Origin of the sequence: Ornithinimicrobium sp. CNJ-824 (assembly GCF_001942405.1) — a bacterium.
GTDB classification, from domain to species: Bacteria; Actinomycetota; Actinomycetes; order Actinomycetales; family Dermatophilaceae; genus Ornithinicoccus; species Ornithinicoccus kibberensis.
The window spans coordinates 201,776-219,030 of record NZ_MKKA01000011.1; the positions used below are offsets into that span (position 1 = coordinate 201,776).

Consider the following 17,255-nt stretch of genomic DNA (forward strand, 5'->3'; position numbering starts at 1 on the left):
TTGACTGTCCGCATGACGACCGCTGCGCCCGCATCCGAGGGCACGGGGATCTCGATCCGGGGGCTGACCAAGACCTTCGGCGAGCTCCGTGCCGTCGACGACCTCACCTTCGACGTGCGCCCCGGCCGGGTGACCGGCTTCCTCGGCCCCAACGGCGCCGGCAAGACCACCACCCTGCGCATGCTGCTGGGGCTGGTCCGCCCGCCGCCGGGGAGGCCCTGATCGGAGGGCGCCGCTACGTGGACCTGCCCGCCCCCCTGCGGACCGTGGGCGCGGCCCTGGAGGCCACCGGGTTCCACCCCGGCCGGTCCGGCCGCGACCACCTCCGGTCGCTGGCGGCGACCCACCGCATCCCCGACGCCCGCGCCGACGAGCTGCTCGAGCTGGTCGGCATCCCCGCCGCGGCCCGCAAGCGTGCGGGGGGCTACTCGATGGGGATGCGGCAGCGGCTCCAGCTGGCCGCGGCCCTGCTCGGCGATCCGCAGGTCCTGCTCCTCGACGAGCCGGCCAACGGGCTGGACCCCGAGGGGATCCGCTGGATGCGCGGCTTCCTGCGCCACCTGGCCCACGACCAGGGCAAGACGGTGCTCATCAGCTCCCACCTGCTGGCCGAGGTGGAGCAGACCGTCGAGGACGTCGTCATCATCGCCAACGGCCACCTGGTCCGCGAGGGCACGATGGACGCGTTGCACGGAGAGCCCGCCGCCCTGGTGCGCTCGCCCGAGCCGGAGCTGCTGGTCCGGGCCCTGGACCGCGCCGGGCTCGCCGCCAGCCCCCTGCCCGAGCAGGGCCCCGACGCCCTCCAGGTCCGGACCCCCGAGCTGGCCCGGGTAGGGGAGGTCGCCCTGGCCACCGGGCGTCCCGTGCACGAGCTGCGGGGGATGCGGACCGACCTGGAACGGCTCTTCCTCGAGCTCACCGACACCCCCGAGCACCGCAACCGCAACCTGGGGGCACCGCATACCCCCGCCCCGACGAACCCCGAGGAGACGTCCCGGTGACCGCTCTCGTGCGCTCCGAGCTCATCAAGGCGTTCAGCACCCGGACGGCCTGGGCGATGCCGTTGGCGATGTTCCTCGTCACGGCGCTCTTCACCGCGATCGGCGGCTTCTTCCTCGTCTACGCCGAGCTCCCGGTGGCAGGCACCACGATCCGGGCCCGGGACACGATGGACGAGGCGGTGCTGGTCCGGATGGTCTACACCGGAGCGGTGCAGATGGGGTATCTGCTCACCCTGGTGCTGGGCATCCTGGCCATGGGGTCGGAGTACCGCCACCGCACCCTCACCGCGACCCTCCAGGCGGTGCCCCGTCGGGGACGGATGATCGTCGGCAAGGTCCTGGGGCTCGTGGTGGTCGTCCTCGTCAACGGGCTGGCGCACGTCACCGCGGCGCTGCTGGCCGGAGGGGCGGTGCTGCTCTCGGCCGACCTGTCGGTCGCCCCGGACCCCGGCGACCTGGTCCTGACCATGCTGCGGCTGCTGCTGGTCCTCGTGCTGTGGGGCCTCATCGGGTTCGGGCTCGGTGTGCTGATCCCCAACCAGGTGGTCGCTCTCTTCGTGGGCGTGGCCTTCGCCTTCATCGTCGAGCCGCTGCTGGGGTTCGGGATCACCTTCTGGGACGCGGTGGCCGACGCCGCCCGGTTCTTCCCGAGCCAGGCGACGATGAGCACGCTGAACATCTTCGACGGTGCCGACGCCGCGACCACCCAGGCCCTCGGCGGTGCCGAGAACCCGCTCGCCTGGTGGGCCGGTGCGCTCGTGCTGCTGGCCTACGCGGCGCTCATGACGGCCGTCGGCTGGCTGCTGACCGCCCGGCGCGACGTGGCCTGAGGGGCGGCTCCTCCTCGTCGACCCGCGCGGCCCCCCGGACGGCGTCCGGGCCGGTGAACGGGCTAGGCTGTCCCTCAGCCGTGCACTGTTTCGCACACGCGTTGCACCCCCGGATGTGAGAAGAGGCGCAAACCCCGTGGCCAACCCCCCGAGCAGCGACACCACCCTCGCCGACTTCGGAGCCAACGAGTGGCTCGTCGAGGAGAAGCGGGAGCAGTTCGACCAGGACCCGGGGTCGGTCGACCCGGCCTGGCGACGATACTTCGAAGGCCAGGACGAGCAGGGCGGGAACGGGGCCGCGGGGGCGACCGGGTCGGGCGGTTCCGCCGCCCCGTCCGGTGACACCTCCTCCCCGGCCGGTGACACCTCCTCCCCGGCCGGCAACGGGCCGAAGGTCGCCAAGGCACCGCCCCGGGCGTCCTCCTCCGGCGGGGGCTCCGGCAACGGGTCCTCCTCCGGCGCCCAGGCCCGGAAGGCCCCGGCGAAGGACTCCGGGCAGAAGTCCGCCCCGGCGAAGGAGTCCGGGCCGAAGGGCGGCTCGAAGGACGCCGCTCCGACGAAGCCCCGGACCTCCGGCAAGAGCGGCGGCACGAGCTCGGCCGAGCAGTCGACGGCGGGCACGGCCGGCACCCGGGCGGCCGAGAAGCCGGTGGGGAACGCCAAGAAGTCGGGCGGCTCGGAGCCCCGCGTCTCGCGGGACGCCCCGGCCCCGACGAAGAAGGGGCCGCAGAGCGACGTCACCGCGACCCCCCTGCGGGGCGCCGTCGCCCGCGTCGTCTCCAACATGGAGAGCTCGCTGGAGGTGCCGACCGCCACGAGCGCGCGCAACCTGCCGGCCAAGCTGCTCATCGACAACCGGGTCGTCATCAACAACCACCTGGCCCGCTCGCGCGGCGGCAAGGTCTCCTTCACCCACATCATCGGCTTCGCGATGGTGAAGGCCCTCCAGGCGATGCCGCAGATGAACAACGGCTTCACCACCCAGGACGGCAAGCCGGTCCTGCTCGAGCCGGCCCACATCAACCTCGGCCTGGCCATCGACGTGCCCAAGCCCGACGGCAGCCGCCAGCTCCTGGTGCCCAGCATCAAGAGCGCCGAGGAGATGACCTTCTACGAGTTCTGGTCCGCCTACGAGAAGGTCGTGCGCAGGCCCGGGACAACAAGCTGACCGTCGCCGACTTCCAGGGCACGACGATCAGCCTGACCAACCCCGGTGGCATCGGGACGCTGCACTCGGTGCCGCGGCTGATGAAGGGCCAGGGCGCCATCATCGGCGTGGGCTCGCTGGACTACCCGGCCGAGTGGCAGGGCGCAGCGCCGGAGCGGATCGCGGCCAACGGCGTGAGCAAGATCCTCACGCTGACCTCGACCTACGACCACCGCATCATCCAGGGTGCGCAGTCGGGCGAGTTCCTCAAGATCATGCACGAGCTGCTGCTGGGCAAGGACGACTTCTACGACGAGATCTTCACCTCGCTGCGCATCCCCTACGAGCCCATCCGCTGGGCCCCGGACATCGCGGCCACGCACGACGACGACATCTCCAAGGCCAGCCGCATCCAGGAGCTCATCCACGCCTACCGGGTCCGGGGCCACCTCATGGCCGACACCGACCCCTTGGAGTACGTCCAGCGGCGCCACCCCGACCTGGCGATCGAGAACCACGGCCTGACCCTGTGGGACCTCGACCGCGACGTGCCCACCGGCGGCTTCGGCGGCAAGCCGCGGCTGACCCTGCGCAAGATCCTGGGCATCCTGCGCGACTCCTACTGCCGCACCGTCGGCGTGGAGTACATGCACATCCAGGACCCGGAGGAGCGGGCCTGGTTCCAGGAGAAGCTCGAGGTGCCGTTCGAGAAGCCGGCGCCGGCCGAGCAGCTGCGGATCCTGCGCCGGCTCAACGCGGCGGAGGCCTTCGAGACCTTCCTGCAGACCAAGTTCGTCGGCCAGAAGCGGTTCAGCCTCGAGGGTGGCGAGGCCGTCATCGCGCTGCTGGACAAGGTCCTCAGCCGGGCCGCCCAGGACGGGCTGGACGAGGTGACGATGGGTATGCCGCACCGCGGCCGGCTCAACGTGCTCGCCAACCTCGCGGGCAAGTCCTACGGCCAGATCTTCCGCGAGTTCGAGGGCAAGTCCACCCCGGGGTCGGTCCAGGGGTCCGGCGACGTGAAGTATCACCTGGGCACCGAGGGCGAGTTCCACGACGAGCAGGGCAACTCCACCAAGGTCTACCTGGCCGCCAACCCCTCGCACCTGGAGGCGGTCAACCCCGTGCTCGAGGGCATCACCCGGGCCAAGCAGGACCGGCTGGAGCTGGAGACCGGCACCGACGACTACGGCGTGCTGCCGGTCCTGCTCCACGGCGACGCCGCCTTCGCCGGGCAGGGGGTCGTGCTGGAGACGCTGCAGATGTCGCAGCTGCCCGGGTACCGCACCGGCGGGACCATCCACGTGGTCATCAACAACCAGGTGGGCTTCACCACCGCTCCCCACCACTCCCGGTCGGCGGTCTACTGCACCGACGTGGCGCGGACGGTCCAGGCTCCGATCTTCCACGTCAACGGGGACGACCCGGAGGCGGTCGTGCGGGTGGCCGAGCTGGCCTACGAGTACCGCCAGAAGTTCCACAAGGACGTCGCCATCGACATGGTCTGCTACCGGCGCCGTGGTCACAACGAGGGGGACGACCCGTCGATGACCCAGCCGCTGATGTACGACCTCATCGAGGCCAAGCGCTCCGTCCGCAAGCTCTACACCGAGTCCCTCATGGGTCGTGGCGACATCAGCGTCGAGGACGCCGAGGAGGCGCTGCGCGACTACCAGAAGCAGCTCGAGCACGTCTTCACCGAGACCCGGGCCGCGCTCAAGGGCGAGGGTGACGGCACCCACGGCCTGGAGCGGCCGCAGGCCCAGGACGAGGGCGACATGGCGACCCGGCAGCGGCCGACCGCGATCAGCGAGGAGATGCTGCACCGGATCGGCGATGCCTTCGCCCAGACCCCGGAGGGCTTCACCGTCCACCCCAAGCTGGGCAAGCTGCTCGAGACCCGCCGGGACATGGCCCACGAGGGCGGGATCGACTGGGCGATGGGCGAGCTGATCGCCTTCGGCTCCCTCGTCATGGAGGGCACCCCGGTCCGGCTGTCCGGCCAGGACTCCCGCCGCGGCACCTTCGTCCAGCGCCACGCGGTGCTCACCGACAACGAGACCGCGGCCAGCTGGACCCCGCTGCACCACCTCGCCGAGGACCAGGCCAGCTTCGAGGTCTACGACTCGCTGCTGTCCGAGTACGCCGTGATGGGCTTCGAGTACGGCTACTCGGTGGAGCGGACCAACTCGTTGGTGCTCTGGGAGGCCCAGTTCGGCGACTTCGCCAACGGCGCCCAGACCGTCATCGACGAGTTCATCTCCTCCTCGGAGCAGAAGTGGGACCAGCGCTCCAGCGTCGTCCTGCTCCTGCCCCACGGCTACGAGGGCCAGGGACCGGACCACTCCTCGGCGCGCATCGAGCGCTACCTGCAGCTGTGCGCCGAGGACAACATGATGGTGGCCTACCCCTCGACCCCCGCGTCCTACTTCCACCTGCTGCGGGCGCACGCCGTGGCCCGGCCCCGCCGGCCGCTGATCGTCTTCACCCCCAAGGCGATGCTGCGGCTCAAGGCGGCAGCCAGCAGCCCCGAGGACTTCACGCACGGCACCTTCGAGCCGGTCCGCCCGGACACGGCGGACCTTGACCGCGAGGCGGTCACCCGCGTGCTGCTGGCCTCCAGCAAGCTGGTGTGGGACCTGGAGGACGAGCGCCGCAAGCGGGAGGACTCCCAGACCGCGATCCTGCGGGTGGAGCAGCTCTACCCGCTCCCGGCGGCGCAGCTGGCCGAGGCGACCCAGCAGTACCCGAACGCCGAGCTGGTCTGGGTGCAGAACGAGCCGAAGAACCAGGGGGCCTGGCCCTTCATGGCGCTCAACCTGCCCGAGGCCCTGGCCCACCACGGCGAGGAGCGCCCCCTGCGGGTGGTCTCCCGGCCGGCGTCCGCCTCGCCGTCCACCGGATCGGCCAAGGTGCACGCCGTCGAGCAGGCGGCCCTGCACGAGGAGGCGTTCAGCCGACGCTGAGCCGTACGGAACAATGGTCCCCATGACCGACGACGCAGCCGGACCCGTCCTTCCGCCCGGACACACCGCATACCCTCCCGGACCCGAGGACGTCGACGACCTGGTGCGCCTCCTGCGCCGGCACGAGCGGGAGGCGCGCGGCTGGCCGGGCGCCGACAGCCAGGCCGTGGAGGCCGAGATCGCCGGGCGCGGTGCCGACACCCACCTGCACGAGGTCGTCCGCGACGACGGTGGCACCGTGCGGGCGTGGATCAACTGCCACGACCGGGCGGCCGGCCGCGTGCTCGTCGGCGTGACCGTCGACCCCGACCTGCCCGACGAGGCGGCCGACCCGCTGGCCCGGTTCGCGTACGGCCGGGCCGAGGAGCTCGGCCAGCTGGTGCTCCGCCGCCGCGGCATGCAGGAGACCCAGCTGGACTCGGGCGCCTTCGCCGACGACCCCAGGCAGCAGCGGTGGCTGACCGAGGCCGGCTACGAGCACGTCCGCGACTGGTGGCAGATGACCCGACCGGTCGACCCGGAGGCGGACCTGGACCAGCCCGGCCCGCGCGAGGGCGTGGAGATCCGCCGGGTCCGGCGCGACGACGGGGTGGGGATGCCGCAGGAGGAGGACCTGCGGGCGGTCCACCTCGTCCTCGAGCACTCCTTCGCGGACCACTTCAACTCCTACCGGGAGACCTTCGAGGAGTTCGTCTCGCGGCTACGGGAGGACCCGGGCCACCGGTGGGACCACTGGTGGCTGGCGACCGTGGACGGGCAGCCGGCCGGTGCCCTCGTGGCCACGACCGTCGTCGGCGGGGTCGGCCCCGAGGGGACGGCCCGCCCCGACTCCTCCTACGTGGAGTACATCGGGGTCCACCGCCGGGCCCGCGGCCGCGGGGTGGCCAAGGCGCTGCTCCGCGCCGTGATCGCCGACGCCGCCGCCCGCCGACGCAGCGCGGTGGGCCTGGAGGTCGACGCCGACTCCCCCACGCGCGCGGACGGGCTGTACCTGTCGATGGGGTGGCGCACCCGCTACACGACGCAGTCCTGGCACCGCACCCTGTCGCTGCCGGGATCGGAGGCCGTCGCGGGATAGCCTGCGAGGGTGTACTTCACCGACCGCGGGATCGAGGAGCTGGGCCAGCGTCGGGGCACCGAGGACGTGACCCTGGCTGGCTGGCCGAGCAGCTGCGCACGTTCGTGGACCTGCACCCCGAGTTCGAGGTGTCCGTGGACCGCCTGGCCACCTGGCTGGCCCGCGAGGACGACGACGAGTGAGACGAGAGGCGACGACGTGACGAGCCAGGGACGACCAGGCCCGACCGACATCGAGTACACCCCCAGCGCGGAGTTCCACGTGCAGCACGAGGGTCCGCGCGACATCGGCCTGTGCTTCGTGGGGGACGGGTTCGTGGCCGGCTACGGCGATCCCAAGGCACTCGGCTGGGTCAGCCGGGTCGTGGGCCGCACGCCCGCCCAGGAGGTGGCGCTGAGCTCCTACAACCTGGGGGTCAGGGGCAGCAGCTCGGCCGACGTCATGGCCCGGTGGCGCAGCGAGTGCCCGCCCCGGTGGGAGGGCCGTTCCGAACGTCGGCTGGTCGTCGGCGTCGGGGCCGAGGACGTCGAGCAGGGGATCACCACCGCCCGGTCCCGGCTCAACCTGGCCAACGTGCTGGACGAGGCCAGCTCGACGGGCATCGCCACCTTCGTCGTCGGCCCCACGCCCACCCTCGACGCCGAGGTGACGCCCGGCTGCAGGTGCTGGCCGAGGCCCAGGCCGACGTGTGCCACCGCCGCGGGGTGCCGTTCGTGGACTGCTTCGCGCCGCTGCAGGGCCACGACCAGTGGCAGTCCGACCTGGCGGCCGGGGACACCGTGCACCCGGGCCAGGCCGGCTACGGGCTCATCGCCTGGCTGGTCCTCAACGGGGGCTGGCACCGCTGGCTGCAGCTGGCGGACTGAGCCGCTCGACCCAGGCCTGCGCCTCGGCGTAGGCACCCTCGTCCGCGTGCTCGGGCACCTGGGCCGGTCGCCGGTCGGCCCGGGGGTAGGACCCCATGAAGTGGACCTCGCGGCAGGTCCGGCGCAGGCCGACGAGCGCCTCGCGCAGCCGGGCCTCGGCGACGTGCGCGTCGGCGTCGATCCAGAAGCAGTACTCCCCCAGCCCCTCCCCGGTCGGCCGCGACTCCAGCCGGCTCAGGTCGATGCCCCGCACCGCGAACTGCTCGAGGAGCTCCAGCAGGGCACCCGGGCGGTTCATCCAGATGAGGGCGACCAGCGTGGTGCGGTCGCTGCCCGTCGGCGGGGGGACCGCGACGCCGGCGCGCAGCACGACGAACCGGGTGACGGCGCCGTCCCGGTCGGCGATGTGCTCGGCGACCGGCACCAGCCCGTACGCGTCGGCCGCACCGGGCGCGGCGACCGCCGCGTCGTAGCCACCCTCCGCCACGGCCTGGGCCGCCCGCGCCGTCGACGCCTCGGGGACGAGCGCGGCGTCCGGCAGGTGCCGGGCCAGCCAGCCCCGGGTCTGCGCCATGGCGTGGGGGTGGGTGGCCACCGAGACCACCTGGTCGAGGGAGGTGCCGGGGCGCACCAGCAGGGAGAACTGCACCTCGACGTGCACCTCGGCGCAGATGCGCACGCCGTCCTCCCCGGCGTCCTGCAGCGCCTGGAGGGTGGCCGGCACCGAACCCTCGACGGAGTTCTCGAAGGGCACCACGGCGGCATCCACCTCGCCCCGGCGCAGCGACTCGATCGCGGCCGGGACGGTGGGGGCCGGCCAGGCCCGTCCCGCGCCGGCGGGGTGCCACTGGCGCACGGCCTGCTCGGTGAACGTGCCGGCCGGGCCGAGGTAGGCGATCTTCACACCTGGCACGATAGCGCCGGGGTCAGTAGGCGCCGTACTCCTCCGGCCGGAGGACGACCTGGACGGTGCGCCACAGGATCATCAGGTCCAGCACCGGGGTCCAGTTCTCGACGTAGTAGAGGTCCAGGCGGACCGACTCGTCCCAGGAGAGGTTGCTGCGGCCGCTGATCTGCCACAGGCCGGTCAGGCCGGGCTTGACGAGGAGCCGCCGGCGCACGTCCGCCTCGTAGGTGGCCACCTCCCGGGGCAGCGGCGGCCGTGGGCCCACCAGGCTCATCTCGCCCCGCACCACGTTGACGAGCTGGGGCAGCTCGTCCAGAGAGTACCTGCGGATGAACGCCCCGACCCGGGTGACCCGCGGGTCGTTGCGCATCTTGAACAGCGGACCGGCCCCCTCGTCGACCACCCGGAGGGCGGGGAGCATCGTCTCGGCGTCGGCGACCATGCTGCGGAACTTCAGCATCCCGAACGACCGGCCGCCCCGGCCCACCCGTTCCTGGCGGAAGAGCACCGGCCCGTCGCTCTCCCTCCGGATGGCCAGCGCCACGCCCAGCATCACGGGGCTGAGCAGCACGAGGGCCAGGACCGCGGCGATCCGGTCGGCCACGTTCTTGAGCACCAGCTGCGGGCCGCCGAAGCGTGGCGCCTCGACGTGCAGGAGCGGCAGGCCCTGCACCGGCCGGGTCAGCACCCGGGGCCCGGCGACGTCCATGATGCCGGGCGCCACGACCAGGTCGATGTCCGTGCTCTCCAGGGCCCACCCCAGACGGCGCAGCCCGGCCTGGCCCAGCCCGGCGGAGGAGGAGACGGCGACGACGTCGGCCCGGTGCTCCAGCGCCTTGACGAGCACGTCCGACTCCGGCCCCAGGATCGAGACCCCGGCCACCCGGCCCTCCCGGGCGTCGTCGACGCACGCGCCGACCACCTGGTAGCCGGCGTCCGGGGCCCGCCCCAGGGCGACCACGAGGCTGGCGACGTGGTCACGGTTGCCCACGAGGAGCACGCGGTCCGACAGGGCTCCCTGCCGGCGTTGGCGCACCAGCAGCGGCGGGCCTGCCACCGGCCCAGCAGCAGGAGGAAGGTGCCGAGGGGGAAGGCCAGGATCACGTAGCCGCGGGCGAAGTCCATCTTGAACGCGAACGCGGTGATCGCCACGATCGCGAACAGCCAGGACGACGCCTGGAACACCTGCCGGTACTCCTGCACGCCGTGGCCCACCAGCCGCCCGTCGTAGACGTTCTGCAGGTGCAGCGCGGTCATCCACCCCAGGATCAGCGCCACCGACACCGTCGTGTAGCTCACGGCGCCCAACGCGCTGTAGAGGTCCCTCGGCCCGGTCCCGAACCGGAACAGCTGGGCGAGGACCACGGCGACGGTGACCGTCCCCAGGTCCAGCAGCCGCAGCGCCCTCAGGTAGCCCCGGAGGTAGCGGCGCGCCTGCGGGTGCGGCCGCGCCTGCTCCCGGACCAGGCCCTCGGGCACCACGAACAACGACGCCGCACGTGGTGCGGCGTCGTCAGGATCGCCGTGAACCCCCTGCGGTTCACGCGGGATCTCCACCGACGAGGTCATGCGCTTCCCATCATCCACCCATGAACGGCCGCGGCGCCCCGACGCCGCCTGTGACTTTACCCGTTCTTTACCATCGCTCAGTTAACCAGCCAGGAGGGGTTCCGTCCACCCCCCGTCGGGACGGACCCTGACCGGGTCAGCGACGAGGTGCGAGCGCGTGGAGAAGATGCGGCACGGCGGCCTCGACCTGGTCCCTCATCGTGGCATACACGTCGTCGGACCGCCGGTAGGGGTCCACCACGTCGTGGTCGTCCGGCCGGGCCGGCCGACGACGTCCACGGTGCCCCGTCGCGAGCGCGGCCAGCTCGCGCAGCCGCTCGACAGGGTCGTCGGCCGTCGGCAGCTCCTCGTCGGGCAGCCCGGCCACGATGGCGGCCAGCTCACGCACGGTGAACACGCGCTTCATCGCCCGGGGGACGGTCCGGACGACCGCCGCCCGGTGGTCGCGGGTCGCGGTGAGGACCAGGTCCGCCTCCTCCACCATCGGGCCCGCCAGCCGTCGCGCCCGGAAGTCCTCGTGGCTGCCGCCCAGGCGCCGAGCACACCGGCCGCCCGCTCGTCCATCGGATGTCGACCAGGGCACCGGTCCCCGCGGACCGCACCTCGAAGGCCCCCGGCCCCCAGCGTTCGTCCAGCCCCTGCTGGAGGAGACGTTCGACGAGGGGCGAGCGGCACACGTTGCCGGTGCACACGACGAGGATCCTGCCGGTGTCCATGCGGCGAGCCTACGCGCGGCCGGGCAGGTCGACCCCCGCCCAGCGGGGTCCGTGGCCCACGAGGGTGGCGGTCCTGGCCTGCTGGTCGGCCTCGGTGCTGCCGGAGCGCTCCAGCACCACCTCCAGCCGGTCGTCGGCCAGGTGCTCGGCCAGACCGTGCCCCCACTCGACCACGGTGACCGAGTCCGCCAGCGACTCGTCGAGGTCGAGGTCGTCGAGCTCGGCCTCCCCGCCGAGGCGGTAGGCGTCGGCGTGCACGAGGGCGGGCCCGTCCACCAAGGAGGGGTGCACCCGGGCGATGACGAAGGTGGGCGAGGTGATCGGTCCCCGCACCCCGAGCCCGTGCGCGAGCCCCTGGGTCAGCGTGGTCTTGCCCGCGCCCAGGTCGCCGGTGAGCACGACCAGGTCCCCAGCGCGGAGCACCCGGCCCAGCGACTCCCCCAGCGCCCGCGTGTCCTCGTCGGTCGGCAGCAGCACCCGGCGCCCGGCGGTCACGACGGGCCTCCGAGGTGACGGCGGGGGACGCGCGGCCCGAACCGGGTGACGATCTCGTAGGAGATGGTCCCGGCCGCCTCGGCCCAGTCCTGGGCGGTCGGTTCCCCGTCGTCCCCGGCGCCGAAGAGCACGACCTCCTCGCCCGCCCCGACGTCGAGGTCGCCGACGTCGACGACGAACTGGTCCATGCACACCCGCCCCGCCACGGTGAACCGCCGACCGCGGACCTGGACCGGGGCGCGGTTGGAGACGTGCCGGGGCACCCCGTCGGCATACCCGAGGGGCACGTCGAGGAGCGTGGTCTCCCCCGACGTGGTGTAGGTGTGGCCGTAGGAGACGCCCTGCCCGCCCCGGACCCGCTTGGCGACGGCGGCGCGCGCCGTCACGCGCATCGCGGGACGCAGCCCCAGCTCGGCCGCCGTGGCCAGCTCGGGCACGGGCGAGAGCCCGTAGACCGACAGCCCGGGCCGGACCATGTCCCAGGACGCCTCGGGCGTGGTCAGGGTGGCGGCGGAGTTGGACATGTGCCGCACCTCGGGCCGCAGGCCGGCACGCTCGGCCACCGCCACGGCGTCGGCGAAGGCCTCCTGCTGGGCGCGCACGGTCGGGTGGGCGGGGGCGTCGGCGTAGGCGAAGTGGGTGAACAGGCCGCGCACGCGCAGCACCCCCTCGGCCTCGAGCCGGGCGGCCTCCTCGACCAGCTCGGTCCAGTCGGTGCGCGGGTCCCCCGCCCGCAGGGGTATGCCGTAGGCGCCGTTGCGGGCCAGGCCGGTGTCCACCTTGAGCTGGGTGGCCGCCGGGCGGCCGGTGGCGCGGGCTGCCTCGGCCAGGGCCCGCAGCCCCCAGGGGGCGACCGCCGCCACCTCGACGTCGGCCTCCACGAGGGGCCGCAGGTCGAGGTCCGGGGTGGTCAGCCAGGCCAGGACGGGAGCGGTGATCCCGGCGTCCCGCAGCGCCAGGGCCTCGGTGGGCTGGGCGACGCCGAGCGAGCAGGCCCCGCCGGCCAGCGCGGCCCGGGCCGAGGGCACGAGGCCGTGCCCGTAGCCGTCGGCCTTGACGACCGCCATGAGCTCGGTGCCGCCCACCCGCTCGCGCAGGGCGCGGACGTTGGCGGTGATCGCGTCCAGGTCGACGACGACCTCGGCGGGCCAGAGCGCGGGCCTCATCCCTCGGCGGCCCTCCCGGCCGCGACCGCCGCGAGCTGGGCCATCAGGCTGCCCGGCACCTCCGGGGTGGCGTCGTCGGCGACGGCGGCGGCGATCCGCTCGCCGAGCTCCTGCGTGCTCGCGCCCATCGCCTCTCCGCCGGGCGCCGGCAGGCCGGCGAGGACCGCGGCGGTGGCGGCCTCGACCGCGGCCGCCGCCTCCCCCTCCCCGAGGTGGCCCAGCAGCATGGCCAGGGACAGGCAGGCCCCGGCCGGGTTGGCCCAGCCCCGGCCGGCGATGTCCGGCGCCGAGCCGTGGATCGGCTCGAACATGCTCGGGTGGGCGCCGTCGAGGTTGAGGTTGCCGCTGGCGGCGACGCCGAGCCCGCCCTGCAGCACGGCGCCCAGGTCGGTGACGATGTCGCCGAAGAGGTTGTCGGTCACCACGACGTCGAACCGCTCGGGGCTGACCGGCAGGTGCATGCACAGCGCGTCGACGTGGACGTAGTCGGTCTCGACGTCCGGGTAGCGCTCCCCCACGCTCTCCATCACCGCCGTCCACAGCTTCCCGGCCTCGACCAGCACGTTGGTCTTGTGGCAGAGCGTGAGCCGCCCGCGCCGCACCGAGGCCAGCCGGTAGGCGAAGTCCACGGCGCGCTCGACGGCATACCAGGTGTTGACCGACTCCTGCACCGCCACCTGCGCCGGCGTGCCCACGTGGACCGAGCTGCCCTGGGCGACGTAGGCGCCCTCGGTGTTCTCCCGGACCACGACGAGGTCGCAGCGCTCGGGGGTCAGGCCCGCGATCGGGGTGGGCACCCCCTCGTAGAGGCGTACCGGCCGCAGGTTGATCGCCTGCTCCATCCGGCGCCGCAGCTCGAGGATGATGCCCCGCTCGAGGATCCCGGGGGGAACCCTCGGGCTGCCGATGGCGCCGAAGAGGATCGCGTCGTGCCGGTCCAGCTCGGCCGTGGCCTCGTCCGTGAGCAGCTCGCCGGTGGCCAGGTGGTGGTCGGCCCCGAGGGGCACGTCCGTGCGCCGGGTGCCGAAGCCGAACCGGGACTCGGCCGCGTCCAGCACCGTGAGGGCGGCCCGGGTGACCTCGGGGCCGACCCCGTCACCGGGCAGGACGGCAAGGGTGTGGCTGCGCATCTGGGACCTCGCGTGCGGTAGGCGTCGACGTCGGCTCGGCGGCGTCAGGGTTATGGTGGCTGCATTCTTGCAGCACCTGCCGCGCGGTCGTCCGGGGCCCGCGGCCCCACGCGAAGGAGGTTGCCCGTGCCTGGCCTGACCCTGGCTGAGAAGCTCTGGCAGCAGCACGTCGTCCGCTCCGTCGAGGGCGAGCCCGACCTCCTCTACATCGACCTCCACCTCGTGCACGAGGTGACCAGCCCGCAGGCCTTCGACGGGCTGCGGCAGGCCGGGCGCGGGGTGCGCCGGCCGGACCTGACGGTGGCGACCGAGGACCACAACGTGCCCACGACGCTGGGCCCGGTGACCGACCCGGTCTCCCGGACCCAGCTGGAGGCGTTGCGGGCCAACTGCGAGGAGTTCGGGATCGTGCACCACGCCCGGGGTCGGCGCGGCCAGGGCATCGTCCACGTCATCGGCCCCGAGCTGGGGCTGACCCAGCCGGGGATGACGATCGTCTGCGGCGACTCGCACACCTCCACGCACGGGGCGTTCGGCGCGCTGGCCTTCGGGATCGGCACCTCCGAGGTCGAGCACGTGCTGGCCACCCAGACGCTGCCGCTGCGGCCGTTCCGGACGATGGCGATCACCGTCGAGGGCGAGCTGCCGGCCGGGGTGGGCGCCAAGGACATCATCCTGGCGGTGATCAACCGGATCGGCACCGGCGGCGGGCAAGGCTACGTGCTGGAGTACCGCGGGTCCGCGATCGAGTCGTTGTCGATGGAGGGCCGGATGACGATCTGCAACATGTCGATCGAGGCCGGTGCCCGGGCCGGCATGGTCGCGCCGGACGAGAAGACGTTCGCCTACATCAAGGGTCGCCCGCACGCGCCGTCCGGTGCCGACTGGGACGCGGCCGTGGCGGCGTGGCGCGAGCTGCGCACCGACGACGACGCGGTCTTCGACGCCGAGGTGTTCCTCGACGCGGCGCAGCTGAGCCCCTACGTGACCTGGGGGACGAACCCGGCCCAGTCGGTCCAGCTGGGCGAGGCGGTGCCCGACCCGGAGAGCTTCGGCGAGGACGCCGCCAAGGAGACCGCGCGGCGGGCGCTGGACTACATGGGCCTGGCGGCCGGCACGCCGATGCGCGAGGTCGGGGTGGACGCGGTCTTTCTCGGCTCGTGCACCAACGGGCGGATCGAGGACCTGCGGGTGGCGGCCGAGGTGCTGCGCGGCCGGCACGTGGCCGACGGGGTGCGGCTGCTCGTCGTGCCGGGGTCGCACGCGGTGCGGCAGCAGGCCGAGGAGGAGGGGCTGGACGAGGTGTTCACCGCCGCCGGCGGCGAGTGGCGCCTGGCCGGGTGCTCGATGTGCCTGGGGATGAACCCCGACCAGCTGGCCCCCGAGGAGCGCTGCGCCTCCACGTCCAACCGCAACTTCGAGGGCCGTCAGGGCGCCCGCGGCCGCACCCACCTGGTCTCCCCCGCCGTGGCCGCGGCGACCGCCGTCCGCGGCACCCTGTCCTCCCCCGCCGACCTGGACGGCCCCACGTCGCCGGACGCACCGCATACCCCCGGCTCGAGCCAGGAGGCCCTGGTCTGATGGAGAGGTTCACCACCCACACCGGCATCGGGGTCCCGCTGCGGCGCTCGGACGTCGACACCGACCAGATCATCCCGGCGCAGTACCTCAAGCGGGTCTCGCGCACCGGGTTCGAGGACGGGTTGTTCGCCCGGTGGCGCGAGGACCCGGCGTTCGTGCTCAACCAGCGGCCTACGCGGGCGGCTCGGTGCTGGTGGCCGGGCCCGACTTCGGCACCGGCTCCAGCCGGGAGCACGCCGTCTGGGCGTTGCAGCAGTACGGCTTCCGCGCGGTGCTCTCCAGCAAGTTCGCCGACATCTTCCGCGGCAACTCCGGCAAGGGCGGCCTGCTGACCGCCGAGCTGGACCAGGGCGACATCGAGCTGATCTGGAAGCAGCTGGAGGCCGAGCCGGGGACCGAGATCACCGTCGACCTGCCCGCCCGCCAGGTGACCTGCGGCGACGTCGTGGCCTCCTTCCAGGTCGACGACTACGTCGCCTGGCGCCTGGAGAACGGCCTGGACGACATCTCGTTGACCCTGCGGCACGAGGACGACATCACCGCCTACGAGGCCGCCCGCCCCTCCTGGAAGCCGGTCGTCACCCCGGCCGTGGGGTAGGCTGGCACCCGGCTCCATCGGGCACCGAGGTCGGGTCCCTGCGACCGCCATCGTCTTGTACGCCGAGGGAGGTCCCGACGACCCGACCTCACCCCTCGTCCGACCGCGCCGCCCAGCCACCACCCTGTGGACGACCGCAATCGTCGAACCCTGAGGTGCGGCAGTGTCCCGCCATGAGCTCGACAACACCGCAGTCCACACCGAGCGCGCTGCCCCCGGGCGTGGAGACACTGGTGCGTCAGGCCCTCGCGGCCGGCCACGGGACGGTGACCACCGGCGACCTCACGTCGCTGGGTCTCGGACCCGCCCTTGTCCAGACCCTGGTGGCCCGACGGATCCTCACCAGGGTGACGCGGGGCGCCTTCGTCGACACCGGTCTGATGACCGCCGCCGACGAGGCCGGCCGGCACGTCCTGCGGGCGACGGCCGTAGCACGCACCTGGCCCAAGGACGTCCTCGTGAGTCACACCAGCGCGGCCCTGATGCACGGGCTGCCGTTGACGGTGCGGCCGGACCGCGTCCACGGCTGTCGCCGGTCGACCGGCCAGCACCGACGCACCCGGGCGTCCACCATCCACGGCGGCTATCAGGACGCCCGGTCGTCCACCATCCGCGGGGTCGACGTCCTCGAGCCGCGGTTCGTCATCCTGGGCGTCGCCGAGCTGCACGGCCGCGACGAGGCGGTGGTGGTGGGGGACGCCGCGCTGCACCGCGGTGTCGTCCACCGCGACGACCTCGAGTCGGCCGCCGACGCACGTCGTCACCACCCTGCCCATGGGGTCTTCATGTCCGCCGTCCGGGTGATGGACGACGCTGCCGAGTCGCCCGGTGAGAGCCGCTCACGCCTGCTCCTGCTCAACCTGGGCTACGACCCCCGGAGCCAGGTGGTCGTCCGCGACCCGGCCGGCAGCTTCATCGGCCGCGTCGACTTCCTGCTGAGGGGAACACGCGTCGTCGTGGAGTTCGACGGGTTGTCCAAGTACGCCACGGCCGAGGAGCTCGCCGCGGAGAAGCGTCGAGAGCTGCGTCTGCGGGCCGCCGGCTACACCGTGGTCCGCCTCCTGTGGTCCGACCTCGACCGACCGGAGAAGGTGCGCGCCCTCATCGAGGCCGCGCTCCAGGCCGACCGGTCGGCCGGCTGACTGGGAAGGCACACCGCCGACCGGTGCCGGTCACCGTGGTCGACCGTCGGCCAGACCAGGGTG

General features: G+C 73.3%; 11 protein-coding genes and 5 pseudogenes. 9 read left to right on the forward strand and 7 right to left on the reverse strand.

The genetic code is table 11. The annotated features are described in order from the left end of the window. Positions 1 to 12: 12 nt before the first annotated feature. The 6 genes and pseudogenes from BJF81_RS20265 to BJF81_RS05350 all read left to right on the forward strand — a co-directional run bounded on the left by BJF81_RS20265 (position 13) and on the right by BJF81_RS05350 (position 7,888). Positions 13 to 1,001 (forward strand): annotated as a pseudogene (locus BJF81_RS20265) (ABC transporter ATP-binding protein). Next, complete coding sequence (locus BJF81_RS05335; RefSeq protein WP_083664009.1) at positions 998 to 1,831, forward strand: ABC transporter permease subunit; 834 nt, start codon at positions 998 to 1,000, stop codon at positions 1,829 to 1,831. Before BJF81_RS20265 ends, BJF81_RS05335 begins: the two are co-directional and overlap by 4 nt. Before the next feature lie 136 nt (positions 1,832 to 1,967). Beyond that, positions 1,968 to 5,944 (forward strand): annotated as a pseudogene (locus BJF81_RS05340) (multifunctional oxoglutarate decarboxylase/oxoglutarate dehydrogenase thiamine pyrophosphate-binding subunit/dihydrolipoyllysine-residue succinyltransferase subunit). A gap of 22 nt (positions 5,945 to 5,966) precedes the next feature. Beyond that, positions 5,967 to 7,022, forward strand: a complete 1,056-nt coding sequence (locus BJF81_RS05345) for a GNAT family N-acetyltransferase (protein ID WP_075957635.1) — start codon at positions 5,967 to 5,969, stop codon at positions 7,020 to 7,022. A gap of 9 nt (positions 7,023 to 7,031) precedes the next feature. Continuing rightward, positions 7,032 to 7,204, forward strand: a pseudogene (locus BJF81_RS19175) (DUF6104 family protein). A gap of 49 nt (positions 7,205 to 7,253) precedes the next feature. Then, positions 7,254 to 7,888, forward strand: a pseudogene (locus BJF81_RS05350) (GDSL-type esterase/lipase family protein). On the opposite strand, the gene pheA reads toward BJF81_RS05350, so the two are convergent. From pheA to BJF81_RS05380, 7 genes are all read right to left on the reverse strand, one after another. Next, positions 7,848 to 8,792: a prephenate dehydratase gene (pheA, locus tag BJF81_RS05355; protein WP_202817430.1), complete on the reverse strand. Its 945-nt coding sequence runs from the start codon at positions 8,790 to 8,792 to the stop codon at positions 7,848 to 7,850. The pseudogene BJF81_RS05350 and the gene pheA overlap by 41 nt on opposite strands. 22 nt (positions 8,793 to 8,814) lie before the next feature. Beyond that, positions 8,815 to 9,852 carry a sugar transferase gene (locus BJF81_RS05360; RefSeq protein WP_202817431.1) on the reverse strand — a complete coding sequence of 346 codons (1,038 nt, stop codon included), beginning with the start codon at positions 9,850 to 9,852 and terminating at the stop codon, positions 8,815 to 8,817. Positions 9,853 to 10,500: 648 nt separating this feature from the next. Beyond that, a complete protein-coding gene (locus BJF81_RS17290) occupies positions 10,501 to 10,848 on the reverse strand; it encodes a hypothetical protein (protein ID WP_187345502.1) in 348 nt (115 codons plus the stop codon). Continuing rightward, positions 10,745 to 11,080, reverse strand: coding sequence for an arsenate reductase/protein-tyrosine-phosphatase family protein (locus tag BJF81_RS21350; protein ID WP_446740540.1), 336 nt, complete (start codon positions 11,078 to 11,080; stop codon positions 10,745 to 10,747). Before BJF81_RS21350 ends, BJF81_RS17290 begins: the two co-directional genes overlap by 104 nt. Before the next feature lie 9 nt (positions 11,081 to 11,089). Next, the gene (gene tsaE / locus BJF81_RS05370) at positions 11,090 to 11,575 is read right to left on the reverse strand and encodes a tRNA (adenosine(37)-N6)-threonylcarbamoyltransferase complex ATPase subunit type 1 TsaE (protein WP_075957447.1); all 486 of its coding nucleotides are present in this window, start codon (positions 11,573 to 11,575) and stop codon (positions 11,090 to 11,092) included. Then, positions 11,572 to 12,741, reverse strand: coding sequence for an alanine racemase (gene alr, locus BJF81_RS05375; RefSeq protein ID WP_075957448.1), 1,170 nt, complete (start codon positions 12,739 to 12,741; stop codon positions 11,572 to 11,574). Before alr ends, tsaE begins: the two co-directional genes overlap by 4 nt. Continuing rightward, complete coding sequence (locus BJF81_RS05380; RefSeq protein WP_075957449.1) at positions 12,738 to 13,871, reverse strand: 3-isopropylmalate dehydrogenase; 1,134 nt, start codon at positions 13,869 to 13,871, stop codon at positions 12,738 to 12,740. Before BJF81_RS05380 ends, alr begins: the two co-directional genes overlap by 4 nt. Before the next feature lie 126 nt (positions 13,872 to 13,997). Here BJF81_RS05380 and leuC point away from each other — a divergent pair, with 126 nt between their 5' ends. The 3 genes and pseudogenes from leuC (at position 13,998) to BJF81_RS05395 (ending at position 17,192) form a co-directional block, all read left to right on the forward strand. Then, positions 13,998 to 15,452, forward strand: coding sequence for a 3-isopropylmalate dehydratase large subunit (gene leuC / locus BJF81_RS05385; RefSeq protein WP_202817432.1), 1,455 nt, complete (start codon positions 13,998 to 14,000; stop codon positions 15,450 to 15,452). Further along, positions 15,452 to 16,050, forward strand: a pseudogene (leuD, locus tag BJF81_RS05390) (3-isopropylmalate dehydratase small subunit). The gene leuC and the pseudogene leuD overlap by 1 nt, the downstream one beginning before the upstream one ends. A 173-nt stretch (positions 16,051 to 16,223) precedes the next feature. Next, positions 16,224 to 17,192: an endonuclease domain-containing protein gene (locus tag BJF81_RS05395; protein ID WP_143780682.1), complete on the forward strand. Its 969-nt coding sequence runs from the start codon at positions 16,224 to 16,226 to the stop codon at positions 17,190 to 17,192. Positions 17,193 to 17,255 lie beyond the last annotated feature (63 nt).

Coding starts and splice junctions, on each gene's coding strand:
- BJF81_RS05345 (WP_075957635.1), top strand. CDS start 5,967: ATGACCGACGACGCAGCCGGACCCGTCCTTCCGCCCGGACACACCGCA.
- BJF81_RS17290 (WP_187345502.1), bottom strand. CDS start 10,848: ATGGTGGAGGAGGCGGACCTGGTCCTCACCGCGACCCGCGACCACCGG.
- BJF81_RS21350 (WP_446740540.1), bottom strand. CDS start 11,080: ATGGACACCGGCAGGATCCTCGTCGTGTGCACCGGCAACGTGTGCCGC.
- alr (WP_075957448.1), bottom strand. CDS start 12,741: ATGAGGCCCGCGCTCTGGCCCGCCGAGGTCGTCGTCGACCTGGACGCG.
- BJF81_RS05380 (WP_075957449.1), bottom strand. CDS start 13,871: ATGCGCAGCCACACCCTTGCCGTCCTGCCCGGTGACGGGGTCGGCCCC.
- BJF81_RS05395 (WP_143780682.1), top strand. CDS start 16,224: ATGAGCTCGACAACACCGCAGTCCACACCGAGCGCGCTGCCCCCGGGC.